Here is an 18,725-nt window from a genome sequence, read left to right as displayed (position 1 = left end):
TAGTAGTTAGGCAGTATATGTTTTTGCGTCACGGCCATTCTTAACAAAGCATTGGTCATCGTCTAGGGGCTGTATTGTGTGGCTGGGATTTTGAAGCTTTATGTATTCAGCCATACCGTTATATGCAGGATCAGGGCTGTCATTGTGTGGAACAATTATTGTATCTATTAATCCTAAGCCCTTATTTTGATGTTTTTTAAATGCCTCATCGACGCACTCAAAACCACGCATACTTGGACCAGCTACCACGGCTCCTGCGCTTTCGCCAATATATACTTGCCCAACATCTAACAGGTCTTCGACTACATGATCGAAGCCACTTTTTCGCATGGCCGATAGTAAATCAAAACTGTTACCACCAGCAACATACAGATAATCAAAACTAGCTAGATGGTTCCCTAGTTTTCGAGGATTATGATATTCCAATAAATCTAATAAGACTGTATTTTTTAAGCCTGTCTTTGCCAAATCTAACTGAAGAGCTTCAAGCTTTTGTTCACGTTCTTTTGGTTCTTTCCTGTCTTTTGCGTTAGTAATTATTGCACCTTTTAGTTTTTTGGGTTTTTTATCAAACAGCTCGAATAACGGTTTTTCTACTGGAACCCTGTAAGATGACAAATATAGCTTCATTACGGCGCCAACCGATTTATATCCCTTGGGAACAAACTTGCTTCTTTAACGTTATTGAATCCAATAATCTTTTGCGTCAAGCGCTCCAACCCCATACCAAATCCACCATGCGGTGGCATTCCATTTTTCATCGCAGTCAATAAAGGCTTGAATCCTGGATCGTTTGGGTCACCTCCAGCTAGGGTCTTGAGTTGTTCAACGACAACCTCGTAACGATTTTCGCGCATACTGGCTGTTACAATTTCAATCCCTCTAAATAATAGGTCAACACGATCGGCAACTTTTGAATCTTGCTCATTGGCCTTATGATAAAACTTCATGTCGTTTGCTGGCCATTCAGTCACAAAGACCGCTTCACTTCCTAAGTTTTTCTTGGCGTACTCACATATCCATCGCTCTTCATCAGGACGTAAATCTTTTTCGCCAACAGTGTTTTCCCCGGTGGCTTTAGAATATTTTTCGTGAATTTCAGCCATCGTCAACGACGGAAAGCTCTTTGTTAGCGTGGGCTTATTAGCATTCCATCTTTTAAGTTCTGTTTCAAAAATTTGCCAAACATCTTCAACGACACAATTAATTAACCCACTTAAAAATTCTTGTAAATCATTTAGATTGATAAATCCCATCTCTCCGTCAACGGATATGTATTCGGTCATATGTCGTGTAGTTGCGCTAGGTTCTGCTCGATAAACGGGAGCAATTTCATAAACTCTCTCAAACACCCCAACCAGCATTTGCTTATAAAACTGCGGACTCTGTGCAAGTGTGGCAGTTTTTCCAAAATAATCTAACTTAAAAACCTCCGCACCACCTTCTGTGGGTTCGGCTAATAGTTTTGGTGTTCTTATTTCTGTAAAATCATTTTTTTCAAAATATGAGCGAATACTTTTGGCTATCTGTGATTGAATTTTAAAAACTGCTTGTTCCTGTAAATTTCGTAATCCAACCTCACGATTATCAAATAACGTATCGAGATGTTCTGATTTATGACTAAGTGGCTTGTCGATTTCTATTGGCGGTTCTGATGTAACAGGAACCATAACTTTCACCTTGGGATTATGTAGTTCAGCACCTCCAGGGGCTCGCTCTTCCTTAACAACCTTGCCGGTTACCTCCAAAACTGTACCTATTTGCAGACCCCGTAGCTTTTCGACTTCTTGTTTGTCTTCTACTACCACCTGAACCAAACCGGCGCGATCACGAATGTTTATAAAATTAATTCCGCCCATGGCGCGCTTTTTATGGAGCCAACCAAAAATCGTTGCCTCTTTATTTATCTTTTCAGCTATTTTTTTGCTTAACGTCCTCACAGTTCCTCCTGTTTTTTAGGTTCTTGCATAATGCTACTTAGGGACTACGATAATCGCTCCGCACAAGCGACCATCACCCCATAAATTTCTATTATTTTGTAATGCCAAATTCATTAGAATATTTATTATACCACCTCTGTAGATTATTATCTACTGCCGGTTACTATGTGAATGAGTTATTTGCTTTTGCTAGATTTATTGTCTTTCGTGTCAACAACTTCATTGTTAGCTTTGTGGTCTTGACTAGCTAAGCGTGTAGCGACCGCCCGCGGACTCTCATAATCATCAAACTCATCAAGAATTGGCTTACCAATAATCTGCTCTATGACGTCTTCCATAGTTACCAATCCAACTACTTCTTCAAAATTATTAACCACTAAAAACATGTGATAATGAGTCTTGATGAAAGCCTGCAAAACATCACTAACGCTACTCTCGTCATGAACATAATAGAGCTTGTTGACCATCAAACTTCGTACCGATCCGCCTGCCTTTGCCTTAATTACATCTCTTAAGTACAAAATTCCTACAAAATTGTCTTTCTTCCCTTCGTATACCGGAAATCTAGAATACCCACTTTTGTGCAGTTCTTCCATTAGAACAGGGCCAACTTGTTCTTCAATATTCACAAATTTAATAACTCTTTTTGGTGTCATTATTTCTGTTATGGTTTTCTGGCTAAATCTTAGTGCGTTCTGAGCAATCATTAAGTCTTCTTTTGGGATACGATTATCAAGTTGGCCCTTTTGTTGACTCAGTAAATCGAGCAAATCCTGTCTCTCATATAATCCAGTATGTAAAGAAATGGGAGTAAACTTCATTATTTGTCGCTCAATTCTTGAAAGCAAAGGATACAAAAAATCAATAATTATCTGTAATGGTTTTGCGCTATATCGAGCTATCAGTCTACCCGTATAAGATCCATGACTCTTGGGCAACCATGCAAATCCTAGCCATATCATTAAGGAAATGAGTACGGCGGATATCCAGAAATTAATATGACTCGATAGTAGCGCAAACAATAAGCCTCCACTCACTCCAATTACAAACCATAGAAAAATATCCAAACTGTATCCAAAACCCGTAACTCTATACAAGGAACTAGCAAGTTTATCACCAGATCGTGCCTCTCTCTTTAACTCCTTAGCAGAAATATGCCGATAAGTCTTTAATAGTATAATCGCATACAACAAAACCATAACCAGCAAAATGCTAAGAATAAATATCCACATACTTAATATCTTACTGTGGTTATGGATATTTTTCAAAATCTACAAATTAGGGTATTATTAAACTACTAAAAGTAATGGGAGATTTGTCGCGAGTATGAATAAACGTTTTTTGGTGGTAATGGCAGTTTTAATCTTGATATTTGTTGGTTTTGTTGTTGTTAAAGGGCAGAAGGATAAGCAAAACAATCAAGGTACTTCTAGCGTTCAGCCCACGGAGCACAAATCAGGTGCCGGCAAAAAAAAGGTAACGTTACTTGAATATGGTGATTTTCAGTGCCCAGTTTGTGGTGAGTATTTCCCAATATTAGAACAAGTACGAAAAAAGTATGGCGATGATATCACTTTCCAGTTTAGGCATTTTCCAATAACTCAAATACACCAAAATGCTATGAGTGCACACCGTGCAGCTGAAGCTTCGGCCAAGCAGAACAAGTTTTGGGAAATGTATGAACTCTTATATCAGCGCCAACAAGCTTGGAGCTCTAGTCAGAATGCATCACAAATAATGGAAGATTATGCCAGCGAGCTTGGTATGAATGTTGAACAATTTAAAAATGATTATAAAAGCACTGAGATTAATGCGCTAATAAACGCCGATTACGCGGCAGGCCAGAAAATTGGCGTAGAAGGTACCCCTACCTTTTTTATCAATAATGAAAAGGTCACTAGTAGCCCTAGAAGTGTGGATGATTTTTCTAAGCTGATTGACGAAGCTATCAAAAAAGCTGAAAATTAATAGCTACTATCATCAATAGAAGTGTATTACCAACGTTTCAAGTCAATAATTGTTCCATACCCATCAATCTTGGCATCATTTATCGAGTAAGATCTTCTAGCAACTTGGTTGGCTGTATTTCCTTCTATGGTGTTTACGATTACCGGTGAACTTTTAGAAGCTGGAGTAGTATTTTCGACAATTCCAGTGTGGCTTACTCCTGCTCTTGCAAAGATTATGACATCGCCTGGAGCGGGAACATAGCCACTCTCTTTAGTTTTGTATGTCCCAGTAAAAATGAAAATATCCCTTAAATTAGGTGCGCTCGGATCTCGATTATATACCCGTGGTATCCTCCAAGCGCTTCTTTTATAAGCAACACTTCCACCAGGAAGTGGATATCCCGCAGTAGCATAAACCCAACTAACAAAGTCCGCGCACCAATTTTCATTATTATTTTCTGAATATGCAAGAACTTGAGGGTCCCATTCACGATGACCAATTTGTTGAGTAGCGACATTCACCACTCTAAGTCTTTGCCATCCATCAAAAGGCGCAGCCATACTCAACTTAAGTGCTACGAACCCTCCTATAGCGACTATTAGTACGGCTAGACATATAAAAATTTTCTTGTACTTTTTAAAAACATTTGCTCCGTTGGTTACTTTTGTTTTCGATTTTTTCATTTTTTCCTTATTTTTTGCTTATTAGTTATGAGTTTATAGTATCACAATTGTAATCTTTTTCTATTTAAGAATTATTGTTGCCAAGCCGAGAAAAGCCAAAAAACCAAGAACATCTGTTGCAGTAGTAATAAATATTGTTGCGGATGTTGCAGGATCCTTTCGTAGCTTTGCCATAATCAAAGGCACTAGTGTGCCAAAAGTTGCGGCAACTATCATATTGATGACCATAGCTAGCGCTAAAATGATTGCAATCTTCACGTCATGATCCTTAACCAGTACAACGAAAGCAACTAAAAATCCGTTGATTAAACCATTTATAAACCCAGCGCCAACTTCGTTCTTAAGTGTTTTAAAAGCTGTCCTCAAGGATATTTGCTTAAGCGCAATACCTCTAACTAAAACTGCTAAAGTTTGGGTGGCGGCGTTTCCTCCCATGCCAGCAACTATTGGCATATAAACTGCCAAAAGTACATATTCTGAGATTGTTGATTCAAACTGACTAACAACAAACGACGCCAAAAAAGCTGTTGCTAGGTTTATTATTAACCATTTATATCGAAACTTCACTTTACGCGCTGAACTATCAGACACACCTTCCTCGGAACTAACACCGGCGAAGTCGTACAAGGTAGCGGCTTCTTTTTCTTCAATCAACTGCAAAACATCATCTGAGTAGATTATCCCCATGACATCTTCTGAGTCATTTAATACAGCTATTTTATTGTGTGGATGAGCCCTAAATTTATCAACTACTTTTTGATGATCTGCAGCGTATGAAATTGTAGGTATTCTTTTTACATACTTACCTATCAATTCATTACGACCAGCCAAACCTAGCTCATGAGCGGGCAAAAAACCAGACAATTTCCCCTCTTTTCTTACTAAAATAATCGGAGATCGACCGGTTTTTGTTTCATGGGTCTTAAATTTTTGGGCAACAGTCTTGATGTTGTCTGTTGTTTCAACTGAAATATAATCGAGTGTCATCAAGCCAGCCGCGGTATTTGCGTCAAACTCTAATAATGTCGAAAGGGATTCTTTGATCTCTTCGCTAACCTGAGCTAAAACACTTTCTCGTTTAGCTTTAGTTAACAACTGAAGCATGTCCGTAGCTTGATCTGGGTCAACAACCGATAGTATCTTAACAAGATCTGGTTCTGGCATTTTAATCAGCAAATCTTTACGTACTGATTTTGGGGCTTTTCGTAATATTTCCGCCTGTTTTTCGGTAGTTTGTTCTAGAAAAATGTTCAGTCTTTTATCATAACGAAAGATAATATCCGGCAATATGGAGTTCACGGAATCGTTGATATCTTCTATTGTAGGAATTTTCACTTTACTTCTTCTTTATGATATTTAGTTTATTAATTACTAGATTTATTGTACAATAAGCATGAGAAAAATGAAAAATAGATATGCAAGGTAATATTTTTGTTGAAGTATCAGTACTCCTGGGTCTTTGTGCCGGGATATCAATGATTATTCGTTACTTGCGTCAACCGCTAATTATTGGTTATATCATTACCGGATTGATAGTTGGACCCTCTCTATTAGGGTTAGTCAAAAGTCCTGAATCTATTGAAACCCTAGGAAGTTTTGGGGTTACATTGCTACTTTTTATTGTTGGGCTAGGTCTCAATCCGAAGGTCATTAAAGAAGTTGGGAAGGTGTCATTAATTACCGGCTTCTGCCAGGTCTTCTTTACTTCATTAATGGGATTTTGGATTGCCGGGTTATTGGGTTTTGATAAGACTTCGTCAGTATATATAGGTGCAAGCCTGGCCTTTAGTAGTACAATTATTATCCTGAAACTTTTAACAGACAAAAAAGAACAAACTAAACTATTCGGAAAGATTGCAATTGGATTTTTGCTTGTTCAAGATGTTGTTGCAACTATAGCCCTAGTTATTGCTTCTGCATCAAGTCAAGGAGATATTACATTTCAGACGATTTTACCCTTGATAGTAAAAGGATTTGCACTATTTGCTCTTGTATTTTTGGTTTCGAACTTTATTTTAAAACATCTGACACATTTTTTATCTAGGTCACGTGAACTTCTCTTTTTATTCACTCTTGCATGGGGTTTCGGTATTGCTTCGATGTTCTATAAATTTGGATTTTCGGTTGAAGTAGGCGCTTTACTAGCTGGAGTATCACTAGCTACAATGCCTTATGCGCAAGATGTTGGATCTCGCTTGCGTCCTCTTCGGGATTTCTTTTTAATTGTATTCTTCATTGCTCTAGGTACCAGACTAAACCTTAATGATGTCAAAGCGGTACTAGGACAAGCTATAATTCTATCGTTAATAGTCATGATTTGTAATCCGTTAATTGTCATGACTGTCATGGGTATTCTGGGATACACTAAAAAAACAAGCTTTAAAGCTGGAATTGCCCTTACTCAAGTTAGTGAGTTTTCGCTCATATTAGTATTATTAGGAGAAAGCAACAAGCAGATTAGCCAGGAGGTTGTTTCACTTATTATGGTAACAGCCATACTAACTATGGCTATTTCTTCTTATATGATCATTTATTCAGATAAATTATACTCGCTTCTTGAACCACGTTTGCGACTTTTCGAAAGAAAGAAAACTAGACCTACCAAAGATCACAAGACCTCAGTTGATGCCGTTATTTTTGGTTTCAAAAAAGGTGGACATGAATATATTAATGTTTTTCGACAACTAAATAAAAAATTCCTGCTTGTCGATCATGATCCTGATGTAATAGATGATGCTGAAAAGCATGGCATTCCATACATCTATGGCGATGCTACTGATTTACAGCTACTAGAAGAAATCAACTTAGAGGATGTTAAGTTTGTGGTAGCTGTTATAACCGACCACACCACCAATGTCTTTTTACTTCAACATCTTCACCAGCATAATCCAAAATGTATTGTTATTTGCCATGCCGACTCAGTTGCTGAGGCCATAGAACTGTATGGTCTGGGAGCCAGTTTTGTGATTCTTCCACATTACATAGGTAACGAAAAGGTTAGTGGCTTTATTAAGCATAACGGATTCAAAAAATCTGAGTTTAATAAGTATAGGACTAAGCACTTAAATTACTTGCAGAACCATTTTGAAGTAAACGACACCTATTGAGCCTTATATAATTGTTGTGTGTTGATGTAGTCTAAGACTTCTGGAAGTAATAAGTTCGATTCTGAACAATCATAGATCTGCCTACGCACCACTGAAGACGATGCATTGGACGATATTTCAGGAAGTAGTTGATATCTAATTCTCCCGAATTTTTTCTGCAAATCATTAATAAGTAACTTGTCCTGTTTTTGGCTGTGATTGCTTCTGTTAACTATGCATAAACCCATGACTTTAAGCAGTTCGTCAACCTTATTCCAGTTTGCTATATTCTTTAAAACATCCGACCCGGTTATGAGCCAATACTCACTATCTTCATATAACCTGCTTAAAACTGGCAATACTGTGTTAATGGTTATGTTATTTAAATTTATATCTAAAAAATCGATGTTCTGGTGGTTTTTAAGCGCCAGTTCGATCATGCGCATGCGGTGACCATAATCAGAAACTCTAGTTTTATGTAACGGTATTTTCTCTATTAAGACCACGACTTTGTCTAGTTGGCATTTTTGAATTGCTGTTAAACATACTTGTAGATGTCCCTCGTGAAACGGATCAAAGGTACCGCTGAATACACCTAACTTTTTACCTCTCTTCATCAAATTATATCTGTTAACTTTTTTTCTAATTCTGGTTCGTGTTCATTTATATGTAACAAAACAGCACGCAGAGCTAGCCAAACGCCAATCATTTCTAAGGTTTCTTCAAGTACAACCATACCTAAATTGTAGACAAGCAAAGACTTGTCAAATGGGATTGATAAGAACTCAACCACTAAAGCGCCAAGTAAATATACAAACAACGCTATCACTAATCGTTTTGATGTATGCTTTGGTAAATTTTTGTGAAGTTCATATACTCCATAAATAACACCGATTAGTATTAACGGCAGTAATATTAACCATGCATTATCAAGAAAATCTTGACGATCCCCAAATTTTGCCAAGATATGTAAGGCCTGTAGAAGCAACTCATGAAATGATGCCACCTCATCGATTGATATCAATACACCAACCAAGGCAACTACGTACCAAGTTGTTTTCTTTCTTTTGTTAACTTTATGTTTACCGACAACCCAAGCAAAACAACCTGCAATCAGTGCCAGCATAGAATTTACCCAAGTAGGAAAGCTGAGCTCCTCATCCAAGCCAAAGCGATTAACTACATCGTTTAATACACGGTTGTCAGTATGCAAAGACCAGAGCACAATTTGCCAAAAAACATGAAGCAGGATTGTTGCCAAGATTAACCACAGCAGAAAACTTAACAATCCTTTACATTCTTTCGGCAACTTATTGCTTTGTAATAGATATTTCATACTTTGTTATATTTTACTCTGTAATTTAGAATCACACGAGCGACAAATTCCACATGGGCCACACATCTTCTTTAGTTCGCCTTCCTTGGGAGGTGCCTGACAGACTACACAATGCATCTTTTTATTGAATTGGTAGGTTTGATTTGTTTCAGTTTTACTACCATAGCCGGCTTCTCCTAGTTGAGATGCAGTATCGTCGCTCATACTGATAGTTAATCCACAACCGTTAAAGTCTTCTCCTGACATAATTGACTGTTGTACTGAAAGAGCAATTTCATAATTTAGGTTATACTCGCTAGCTTTGTTGAATTCTATATTTGGTGTGATGATTGATTCGCCAACCAAACCCATAGCTTCATATCTACTTTTTATAGTTGCAACCACCCCATAAAGTACAGGTTGATTATCGCCAAAATAGTCAGCTCTTTCAGAATAATACTTAATCAAATCTTGTTGCTGTAATACAAAATCATAGGTATTAATAAATTTAGATTTTTGTCGACCTGCTTGCCATTCTCCGCCATAACGTAAATATAGAGAGTGATCATAAACTTCAACTAAGCCGTCTAGAAGATTTTTTTGAGCATCAGGATCAAGCATAAGGTGGATGCGCTGACCCAACAACTCTCCAGGTGATGCTTGATGACCAAATTGCAAGTATATAGACTCCAAAGCATGTCTTTCACTACGGTCTAGCGACTGAGTCTGCATAGTCAACCCCCCATCTTCGTTTTTGGTTATAACCCGAAGCATGGTTTGTTTTCGCTGACAATTATAGCCCCCAACGTCCGTAGTTTCATTCATTAGCTCATCAGGAAAGTCAGAAACCACGACCATTGTATTAAAATCAGATCCGTTCATCATTTGAATCATCTCTAGATACTCGTCCATTTCATGTTTACGTCTACGTAATTCAAAACTTAAATTAGCAGATAAATTTTTCGCACTTTCTAAAGAGTCTGTAAAAATTGGCCCTAAGGCACCGCCATCCTGGCCATAAAGTTCGTTTCCATAAAACTTAAACTCGAAACTAGTTCTCATATTGCCATCTAGTGCTTCTGCTAGCCATGTCGTAGTATCATCGTAAAGCCTATGATTCCTATCAAGCCGTCGCTCTACAAGTGTCTCGCTTGTAAGTGTTTCCATATTAACCCCCTGCCTATCGAGCTGGAGATATTAAAAGATACTCTTGCTCGAGAGATTTAATAACTGTATCGGGCTTTAACCGTTGCGGCACAGCATAGGAATTTCACCTATTTCCAGCTTTGTTGTTAAGTATTAGTAGTTTAGCACGCTTCGCCTACACTACATGTAGTAGTATTAACTTCATTTATCACACAATGAAGGCAAAAGATATATAGTAAAGCTATGGAAATAGAAAAAGGAGAGCATCACAGGTTTGCGCCTCTTGAACAGTGGCGAGAACAACAACAGACAGTTTCTGATGAACTAAATGCATTGGCTCAAAGACATGCCGATCGATCTAATGGCAAATTGACTGCACTACCGATTGACCACGACATTCACCCTGCACAAAGAATAACCACACAATCCATAGATGGAACACCCACCAACATTGAGAATATGATTGCTATAGCCAAAGCAGTCAATAGCGAGAATCCAGAAAGGTTTTTAAATATCCTAGAGGTATTCAATCAAGAAGAACACGAGCGTGACCTCGTCACATATCTGGGTGAGGATTTATTGTCAAAACAGAATATTATCGTAATGACTAATCATAGTGAGATTCAAGATATTGCTGAGGCACTAGTGGCTTGCCATATTGCCATAAAAACTATCGGTCAAAATCGTAATCGTGATTATCAATTCTCAACAAATATCATCTTAAGTAAAATGATCGCTCATCTGGGATATTCTGGAATCCCAGCGGTTGATATTCTTACTCAAATGTGCGATAAACAATACTTTAGCTTCCCAAAAACTGATTCTATTAGAGGTACGAATATTCCAGAAAAATTAGTTTCCGCCTACAACTGGTCTTTGCGTCAAAGAATTAAGGCTAGACTAAAAGCAGGAGGTAATTTATTTGGGATTGCGCCAAGTGGAACAGTTGATAAGTCAGTAGTTCCTGGTGATCTAGACTCCTCTACTCTTGCTCCAGTAACGAGAGGAACAGTTGAGATTTTAACAAGTGATAATACTAAGGTTTTGCCAATAGCCATCCATAAGCCTGACGATGAATTCATTTTCGAAATTCTGGGAACCCCTAGACATATGAGAAACGAACATGATGTTCATGAAACTATGGAGTCGATTGCTGACGTTCTTTCTAGTCGGTCGGCGTATAAATCATTTACTTATCGAAGGCCGGAGTCTAGTTGATATGAGACTACGATCTAGACCAATAAGCTTACAAGTATCAACAACCCTAAAATAATTCTGTAATAGGCAAAAATCTTGAAATCATGCTTAGCTACGTATTTCAACAACCAACCTATCACCACAAAAGAAGTGATAAATGACGCAACAACTCCAGCCAATAATGCCACACCCCCGCCACTAATAGTTGACAATTCATCATAACCATCCACTATCTTGTAAGCTCCTGCAATAAATAGAATTGGAATACTCAAATAAAACGAAAAGGCAGTTGCCGTAACGCGATCAAACCCACACAGGACCCCTCCCATAATTGTAGCTCCCGAACGCGAGACTCCTGGAACCAAAGCTAAAACCTGGTACAAACCTACACCAAAAGCTTGGCGAGTAGTTATTTTGTCAAACTGGGGTTTTAGCTTCGAAGGCTTAGTCTTGTGGTAATTCTCAATTAACCAAATAATAACCCCTCCGATAATTAATGCCAGAGCTATAACCAACGAGTTTACGCTAAAGTCAAATACCTTCACCATGAGCAATCCACCCACACAGGCAGGAAGAGTTGCAATTATCCAGATCTTCCAAAACTGCTTGGCTTGTTTACTGCCTTTAAATAAATCTTTAGTCTTCCTGGCAAGATCTTCTTTGTAATACCAAACCACCGCACCTAATGCACCCATCTGAACAACAACCGCAAAAATTTCTGCTGTATCTTTATAGCCAATCAAGTCTTGTGCCAATAAGAGATGTCCTGTGCTAGATATTGGTAAAAATTCAGTAAATCCTTCTAAGATTCCTAGTATTATTGCCTGTAATATCGCCATATAAATATACTACCTCAATTACCTTTTGGATGAATTCTTTAAGCTACTTAATCTCGAGATAAAGCTTTGTGATGCGCCATCAAAACCAAGAATCTTTAAAGCACCAACCAATACGTAAAGTTGATTAATTTGATCTTGTGATGGATCTTGTTCTTGTTCGGCAGTCATAAAATAGTACTCTATCTTCTTAACCAACCACTTCTCTTCTTTTTCTGTAACTCGATTTGTTTTTATGGATTCTTCTGCGCCCTTTACTGGCTCCAATGATCTAGCTGAGTGATCACGCTTAATTAAGTGCCCTCTTGCTACTAAACTGTTGATATGTAGTGCAACTGTGGCTACCGAATTGTAGTTCAGGCCAGATTTTATCTCTCTATAACTTGGACTATAGCCATGCTGGGCAATAAATTCGCTAATAAAATCTAGTAATGCTTTTTGTTTTTTTGTTGGTCTAGTTGTTTCTGTTGGTTTATTAATATTGCTTCCCATAGATTTATTTCTTCGTGTTTAATTTTCTTCGCTTAACTACCCTTGGCCTCTTTAATGTTGGCGAAGCTGCACGCCGTGGATGAGGTGTTGTCTTGCGTGCGAATACCCATAGTTTATACCAAACATAGTTCCAAACTGTAAAAAATCCGGCCGATACAAATTGACCAATATATGGAGAAATACCAACTTGACTCAAACCCCAAACTATAAAGGTATCGATTCCAAGATTTATTATAGAAAGCAAGATATATCGCAACGTAACTTTATCAAGATTTTTTCGAGAGTCCTTATCCTCAAAAACCCAGAATCGTTCAAGTAAAAAGTTAACAACCAGGCCAAAGACGTAAGAAATGATCTTTGACGAAACAATATCTAACCCAAAGAACGAATAACATAGAGCAAACATTGCATAACCAGACCAAAACCAAGCTCCCCCAGTGATTGAGTACTGAATTATTTGTTTAATATTTTGCTTGTTTTTCTTAGTTTTTTGTTTCATCAGATTACATATAGTATAGCAGTTTTAAAATGTTTATGGTTCTTATTAACCCCTTAAGCTGTTATTATACAGTTAGGATTATGAAGAACAACGCGTCCTTTGTTTACAGTTTTTGTTTAATAATACTTGATTTTTTCGCCATTCTGTCTGCTTTTGTTATTGCCTATATATTACGAGTCAAGATTGATGAAAGATCTCTGATAGAATTTGTTTCGGCACGTTCATTTTTTGCGACACTAATCGTTCTTACATCTTTCTGGATTGTGATTTTTGCCCTAATTGGCCTATATAGTAGCTCAATTTATGAAAAGCGATTCTCTGAATTTGGACGTCTTGTTATTGGGTCCTTCGTAGGCCTGTTATTCATTCTGAGTATTGCCTATGTTAGCAAAGAAACCATATTTCCGGCGCGTTTAGTGCCCGCCTATGGCTTTATATTATCAGTATCTTTATTAGTAATTTTTCGTAATCTAGCTAGATTTATTCGTAGTAGGTTATTTCGTTACGGCATAGGTGTTAGTAATTTACTGCTTATTGGCGATTCTCCAGTGATCAAAGAGTTGGTTGATCTATTTAATGATAAAAATTCAGGCTATCGAACTATTGGTGTCGTTGGCTACAAAGAAGCCTTACCAACTAAAATTAAGGTTTTTGACAGCTTTTCAAATGCCTGCAAACAGTTAACATCTAAAAATATTCACGCTATTATCCAGGCCGACTTATATAATAGCCCGAACAAAAACAACGAAGTCCTCGAATATGCTCAACAAAACCATATTTCGTACCGATTTATTCCTGGAAACACCGAGCTTTTCGTTGGAAATATTGATGTCGAATTATTTAGATCATCCATACCTGTTGTGGCGGTTAGCCAAACTGCCTTGAGTGGATGGGGTAGAATAGTCAAACGATTATTTGATTTGGCGATCGCCCTACCCTTAGTAGTTTTGTTATCGCCGGTATACTTAGTTATAGCTCTATTGGTGTTCTTATCCGATTTTGGGTCTCCAATTTTTAAACAAAAAAGGATCACCAGATATAATCGCACTTTCACAATCTATAAATTTCGTACCATGAAACATAAATTTAGTGGAATAAGCCCGGAGGAAGCCTTTGCAAAAATCAACAAACCAGATCTAGCTCGACAATATCGGCAAAATGGCGATTATTTACCAGATGATCCCCGTATTTCTAAGCTGGGCCATGTTTTACGAGTTTCCAGCCTTGATGAACTACCCCAGCTTTGGAATGTTATCAAGGGTGATATTAGCTTAGTAGGGCCACGAGCCTTAGTTCCAGAAGAAATAAAGCAGGCTAAGAATAACCATCACATTTTAAGCGTTAAATCTGGCGTTACTGGTTTAGCTCAAGTTTCTGGGCGAAAAGATATTAGTTTTGATGAGCGTCGCAAACTAGACGTGTATTATGTTCAAAACTGGAATTTCTGGTTAGACTTAATAATTCTAGCCAAAACGTTCCGGATTATTATTAACGGTCGAGGAGCAAAGTGAGCAAACTAAAAGTCGCCATAGTTCACGACTGGCTTATTGGTGGAGGAGCCGAAAAAGTAGTTGAAGCAATCCATCAAATATACCCAGATGCGCCAATCTATACCAGCTACGCTACTGATGAATGGCGCCAACGACTTAACAACAAAGTTATAACCGGTTATTTGCAAAATTGGCCCTTTAGCAAGTTAAGAAAGTTTATTCCTTTTCTACGTATTAAGTGGTTCGAGTCGTTAGATTTCTCAGATTATGATTTGGTCATCTCCTCTAGCGGAGCCGAAGCCAAAGGAGTTATTACCAATAAGCAGACAAAGCATGTTGCCTATATACATGCACCGACACACTATTATTGGAGCAGGTACGATGAATATTTGAAGCATCCGGGCTTTGGAGTGTTCGACCCTCTAGCACGTTTGGGGCTAAAGATTTTAGTTTCTCCACTAAGAAAATGGGATTACAAAGCCAGCCAGCGTCCAGATATGATAATCGCCAACTCTACATATACTAAAAAACAAATCAAAAAATACTACAATCGAGAAAGTTTAGTGGTCTTTCCTCCTGTCGATGTTGAAAGATTTAAGCCCATAAAACAACATAAGAGTAGTGGTTTTGTAATTGCGGGTAGACAAACACCATATAAGCGTTTTGATTTAGCCGTAAAGGCCTGTTCACGTCTTAATAAACCATTGTTAGTAATAGGTGACGGTCCAGAAAATCAAAAATTACGCAACCTTGCAGGGCCATCAGTTACCTTTAAAACCAATGTATCTGACAGTCAACTTATCGACGCTTTTCAATCAGCCGAAGGTTTTATTTTCCCAGGAATTGATGACTTTGGAATAGTAGCAGTTGAAGCAATTGCTTCCGGTTGTCCAGTGATCGCCTATCGGTCTGGTGGCGCCCTGGACTATATAAAACCAGGTGAAACAGGTGTTTTCTTTGAGAAGCAAACCGTTGATAGTCTTATGAAAGCTTTAGAGAACTATGACCCAATCAGGAAGGTTCCATTTCCTTCTCAGTTCAGTCAGGATGAATTTAAAACATCGTTAGGTAAACACTTACCGTAGCGCCCTATAACCTGCCGTTGGTGCCGGCATTCCATAACGGTCTCCACCATAAATCATACTGTACGAGGTTTCCGTCTGACTGCATGAAAAGAAGCTTAGAGTTTGCTCTCATTCCCGACCACCAAATTGCGCCACCATATCTGTTATAGATGACCAGATTACCATCATATTGAACCTCAAGCCTTGACCCAGGATTACCAAACGTTCTGGTATTCCATAAGGCATGGCTTCCTGGTCCATAAATAACCAGATTACCATCGGCTTGCATACGTAAGCTATATCTACCATCTCCAGATCTTATATACTGATTCTGTATTAGCCTACCGCCTGAATTTATTACGTTAGTGCCAGCATAAAAAGTATTATCTGCGAAGTATACGCCCGTATACCAAAGTGGGTTATGCCAAGGATTATAGTTAACCAGGTGTCCATCGTTTTGTAATACTAGTTGATTCGATCCAGATCTCATGCCCGACCACCAAAGTGGCCTGCCGTCAGACGCATAAACAACTAGATTTCCATCTGGCTGATAAGCTACGTATGCCCCAGGATTACCTGATGTTCTGGTATTCCAAACTGGATTAAATGCTTCTCCACCATACTCTACCAAGTTGCCATCTGGTTGCATCAACAAGACATATTTTGTATTGAATGATTCTATATATTGATTAGCTCGCATTACCTGCCCTGGATATAACCTGTCGGTTCCCAAGAAACTTGCCGATTTTACGCCACTTCCTGAATAATATTGTTCATAAGAGCCACTACTTTGTTGGCTCGAACCAAAACTTACAAACTTTGACAACCCTAACTGCCCTGCCGTACCGGTACGCGAGCCATAACTACCAGTACTGCCCCAATTAAATTCAGAAATTGTTATTGTAGATCCACTAACACTATCTACATAAACCACATGCCCGTAACGCTCATCAACACCAGCCGAACCTGGTGTTGGCACCCCACTAACAGTCAAACCTTTTCGTGGTGCATTGTCATCCCAAGAGCCAGCTCCTCCAAGACCAGAAACTTTCGATAACGGAATGCCAGAATTTATTAATCGCCAAGCAACATAGTCTGTGCAATTCCTATAATAATAGTTGCCTGTTGCGGAATTGCGAACTTGCCCATTATATGACCACTCGTAATTTGGACACTTTCCGCTAACCTGTCCGGTTGCCACACAAACAGCACCACCCCAAGGATAACTACTCGCTTCGACTTTTGTTTTTGTTAATAAAGAAGTGTTTGCGCTCAGCAACACGACACCCACCAACCAAAGAACTTTCCCGTACCTTACTAATTTACCCAAAATCTTCATCAATCCCCCATGACTTGATTGTGGCAACTAATATATTTCAGCCATCACTAATCAGAAATTGCTCATGATTTCCTAGTTACCGATTCATTACGCTTTGAGTTTTTTATAAACATCGGCAGATGTGTCAAAAAATGTTCTAAAAAATACAAATTAGATATTACAACATTCAATCAGGCAATCGATAATTAATCTTGATATAATCAATATTAGATTATGTCAAAAAATGTACTAGTGACAGGCGGACTTGGATTTATTGGATCACACACCGTTGTTGAACTGATTAGTAGTGGATACAATCCGATAATTATTGATGACTTAAGTAATTCAAGAGACTCTGTTTTGCAGGGCATAACCGATATCACCAAAACTCCACCCCAATTTATTCAAGGCAACTTTGCAGATCTAGATATTCTTAATAGCATATTCAAAAAGTATGATATTTCAGGAGTTATTCACTTCGCAGCCTTTAAGGCAGTTGGCGAATCATCAGCCAAGCCCTTAGATTACTATCAAAATAATGTGGCAAACTTTATTACTTTGCTACGAACTTTAGCCCAACACCGAGTTTCTAATTTAGTTTTCTCGTCATCCTGTACGGTTTATGGCGAACCAGATAATCTGCCAATCACCGAAGAATCGCCATTCAAACCCGCTGAATCACCCTACGGTGCAACTAAGCAAATGTGCGAAACCATTCTTAAAGACTGTTACAGCGCGGGTCTTATAAAATCTGCCGTTGCTCTACGTTATTTTAATCCAATTGGAGCTCACCCAAGTGGCAAAATTGGCGAACTCCCTATCGGCACACCCGCTAATCTCGTACCTTACGTTACCCAAACGGCCTCAGGAATTCGCCCAGAACTCACTGTTAATGGCGACGATTATGATACTCCAGATGGAACCTGTATAAGAGATTATATTCACGTCGTTGATCTAGCAAAAGCCCATGTCAAAGCTCTTGACACCCTCCTAAATAACCAAAATTTTTACGATGCTATAAATATCGGAACCGGCAAAGGTGCTAGCGTACTAGAAATAATAAACACCTTCGAGTCTGTCAATAATATAAAAGTGCCTTACAAAATTGGACCCCGACGCCCTGGAGATATTATCGAAATTTATGCTGATACATCAAAAGCCAACAAGACTCTACACTGGAAATCCACCTTGTCGCTGGGTGACGCCCTAAAAGATGCTTGGCATTGGCAACAACAGCAGTAGCTATAACTTCAAATCTCGACGATCTGTTTTGTATGTCAATAAGTGGATATGATAATGCGATTTTATCGATTGCTTCTTAGGGTAATTAACCATGTAACAATCATATATATCGCTAAGTTCGTCTAGAATGTCTTCGAGCTCTTGGCGTTCTGTTTTTGATAGATCAGCCTTTATTACGCCTCCACGCCTAGGTACTAACATATGATGAGTATCAAAAACGGCGTTGTAAGGAAACTGATTTTCTATCAACATCCAATTATTCCAAATTTGTATTGGGGTTTCTTCATATAAAGGCCTTCTTGCAACACCTCTTTGCTTAGCCTGTAAATATTTGGCCTCGTCCTTATGTGTACGTAAACTAACAGGTAATTTTGATTTACGAACTGGTTGAAATTTATTCTTCAAGGCTATTGTTGTGTTCATTTTCTTCCTCTGCGTAATATTATATCAGGTTTGACAAGTATTTC

The 18,725-nt window shown here is 38.4% G+C and carries 19 protein-coding genes and 1 riboswitch; of the genes, 6 read left to right on the top strand and 13 right to left on the bottom strand.

Translation table 11 applies throughout. From position 1 onward, the window contains the following. Positions 1-6: 6 nt before the first annotated feature. The 3 genes from H6793_02110 to H6793_02100 all read right to left on the bottom strand — a co-directional run bounded on the left by H6793_02110 (position 7) and on the right by H6793_02100 (position 3,172). Positions 7-630 (bottom strand): Type 1 glutamine amidotransferase-like domain-containing protein, encoded by a 624-nt coding sequence (locus H6793_02110; GenBank protein ID USN95937.1) that lies wholly within the window; start codon positions 628-630, stop codon positions 7-9. Next, on the bottom strand, positions 630-1,940 hold the full coding sequence (gene aspS / locus H6793_02105; protein USN95936.1) for an aspartate--tRNA(Asn) ligase: 1,311 nt from the start codon (positions 1,938-1,940) through the stop codon (positions 630-632). The genes H6793_02110 and aspS overlap by 1 nt, the downstream gene beginning before the upstream one ends. A gap of 176 nt (positions 1,941-2,116) precedes the next feature. Further along, positions 2,117-3,172 (bottom strand): CBS domain-containing protein, encoded by a 1,056-nt coding sequence (locus H6793_02100; GenBank protein USN95935.1) that lies wholly within the window; start codon positions 3,170-3,172, stop codon positions 2,117-2,119. A 118-nt stretch (positions 3,173-3,290) separates the two neighbouring features. On the opposite strand from H6793_02100, the gene H6793_02095 reads away from it, so the two are divergent. After that, positions 3,291-3,908 (top strand): DsbA family protein, encoded by a 618-nt coding sequence (locus H6793_02095; protein USN95934.1) that lies wholly within the window; start codon positions 3,291-3,293, stop codon positions 3,906-3,908. Between the two features lie 26 nt (positions 3,909-3,934). Here H6793_02095 and H6793_02090 read toward each other — a convergent pair whose 3' ends face one another. Further along, a complete protein-coding gene (locus tag H6793_02090; GenBank protein USN95933.1) occupies positions 3,935-4,573 on the bottom strand; it encodes a CHAP domain-containing protein in 639 nt (212 codons plus the stop codon). A 60-nt stretch (positions 4,574-4,633) separates the two neighbouring features. Beyond that, positions 4,634-5,908 carry a magnesium transporter gene (locus tag H6793_02085; protein ID USN95932.1) on the bottom strand — a complete coding sequence of 425 codons (1,275 nt, stop codon included), beginning with the start codon at positions 5,906-5,908 and terminating at the stop codon, positions 4,634-4,636. Between the two features lie 80 nt (positions 5,909-5,988). Between H6793_02085 and H6793_02080 the strand changes: the two genes are divergently transcribed. Continuing rightward, the gene (locus H6793_02080) at positions 5,989-7,680 is read left to right on the top strand and encodes a cation:proton antiporter (GenBank protein USN95931.1); all 1,692 of its coding nucleotides are present in this window, start codon (positions 5,989-5,991) and stop codon (positions 7,678-7,680) included. Here the strand turns inward: H6793_02080 and nadD are convergent. Genes nadD through H6793_02065 form a run of 3 tightly spaced genes read right to left on the bottom strand, consistent with a single transcriptional unit; the run spans position 7,674 to position 10,141 of the window. Then, complete coding sequence (gene nadD, locus H6793_02075) at positions 7,674-8,276, bottom strand: nicotinate (nicotinamide) nucleotide adenylyltransferase (protein ID USN95930.1); 603 nt, start codon at positions 8,274-8,276, stop codon at positions 7,674-7,676. The genes H6793_02080 and nadD overlap by 7 nt on opposite strands. Continuing rightward, positions 8,276-8,995 (bottom strand): hypothetical protein, encoded by a 720-nt coding sequence (locus H6793_02070; protein USN95929.1) that lies wholly within the window; start codon positions 8,993-8,995, stop codon positions 8,276-8,278. The genes nadD and H6793_02070 overlap by 1 nt, the downstream gene beginning before the upstream one ends. 6 nt (positions 8,996-9,001) lie before the next feature. Beyond that, positions 9,002-10,141 carry a hypothetical protein gene (locus H6793_02065; protein ID USN95928.1) on the bottom strand — a complete coding sequence of 380 codons (1,140 nt, stop codon included), beginning with the start codon at positions 10,139-10,141 and terminating at the stop codon, positions 9,002-9,004. A 42-nt stretch (positions 10,142-10,183) separates the two neighbouring features. Next, positions 10,184-10,291: riboswitch (cobalamin riboswitch) on the bottom strand. Positions 10,292-10,363: 72 nt separating this feature from the next. Between H6793_02065 and H6793_02060 the strand changes: the two genes are divergently transcribed. Continuing rightward, positions 10,364-11,338 (top strand): hypothetical protein, encoded by a 975-nt coding sequence (locus tag H6793_02060; GenBank protein USN95927.1) that lies wholly within the window; start codon positions 10,364-10,366, stop codon positions 11,336-11,338. Between the two features lie 14 nt (positions 11,339-11,352). On the opposite strand, the gene H6793_02055 is transcribed toward H6793_02060, so the two are convergent. The 3 genes from H6793_02055 to H6793_02045 are packed head-to-tail and all read right to left on the bottom strand — an operon-like array spanning position 11,353 to position 13,144. After that, positions 11,353-12,156 carry an undecaprenyl-diphosphate phosphatase gene (locus H6793_02055; GenBank protein ID USN95926.1) on the bottom strand — a complete coding sequence of 268 codons (804 nt, stop codon included), beginning with the start codon at positions 12,154-12,156 and terminating at the stop codon, positions 11,353-11,355. An 18-nt stretch (positions 12,157-12,174) separates the two neighbouring features. Beyond that, a complete protein-coding gene (locus H6793_02050; GenBank protein ID USN95925.1) occupies positions 12,175-12,645 on the bottom strand; it encodes a hypothetical protein in 471 nt (156 codons plus the stop codon). A gap of 4 nt (positions 12,646-12,649) precedes the next feature. Then, entirely contained in the window at positions 12,650-13,144 is a 495-nt protein-coding gene (locus H6793_02045; protein USN95924.1) for a GtrA family protein, read from the bottom strand. Positions 13,145-13,224: 80 nt separating this feature from the next. Between H6793_02045 and H6793_02040 the strand changes: the two genes are divergently transcribed. Both H6793_02040 and H6793_02035 read left to right on the top strand, forming a co-directional pair. After that, positions 13,225-14,655: a sugar transferase gene (locus H6793_02040; protein USN95923.1), complete on the top strand. Its 1,431-nt coding sequence runs from the start codon at positions 13,225-13,227 to the stop codon at positions 14,653-14,655. Next, positions 14,652-15,719, top strand: a complete 1,068-nt coding sequence (locus H6793_02035; protein USN95922.1) for a glycosyltransferase — start codon at positions 14,652-14,654, stop codon at positions 15,717-15,719. Before H6793_02040 ends, H6793_02035 begins: the two co-directional genes overlap by 4 nt. A gap of 4 nt (positions 15,720-15,723) precedes the next feature. On the opposite strand, the gene H6793_02030 is transcribed toward H6793_02035, so the two are convergent. Beyond that, positions 15,724-17,037 (bottom strand): CHAP domain-containing protein, encoded by a 1,314-nt coding sequence (locus tag H6793_02030; protein USN95921.1) that lies wholly within the window; start codon positions 17,035-17,037, stop codon positions 15,724-15,726. A 213-nt stretch (positions 17,038-17,250) separates the two neighbouring features. Here H6793_02030 and galE point away from each other — a divergent pair, with 213 nt between their 5' ends. After that, the gene (galE, locus tag H6793_02025; GenBank protein ID USN95920.1) at positions 17,251-18,258 is read left to right on the top strand and encodes a UDP-glucose 4-epimerase GalE; all 1,008 of its coding nucleotides are present in this window, start codon (positions 17,251-17,253) and stop codon (positions 18,256-18,258) included. On the opposite strand, the gene H6793_02020 is transcribed toward galE, so the two are convergent. After that, positions 18,259-18,681 (bottom strand): hypothetical protein, encoded by a 423-nt coding sequence (locus tag H6793_02020; protein ID USN95919.1) that lies wholly within the window; start codon positions 18,679-18,681, stop codon positions 18,259-18,261. It lies immediately after the preceding gene. Positions 18,682-18,725 lie beyond the last annotated feature (44 nt).

The organism is Candidatus Nomurabacteria bacterium (assembly GCA_023898625.1).
In the GTDB taxonomy this organism is placed as follows: Bacteria; Patescibacteriota; Saccharimonadia; order Saccharimonadales; family JAGQNJ01; genus HK-STAS-PATE-36.
This window is presented reverse-complemented; position numbering and strand designations above follow the sequence as displayed.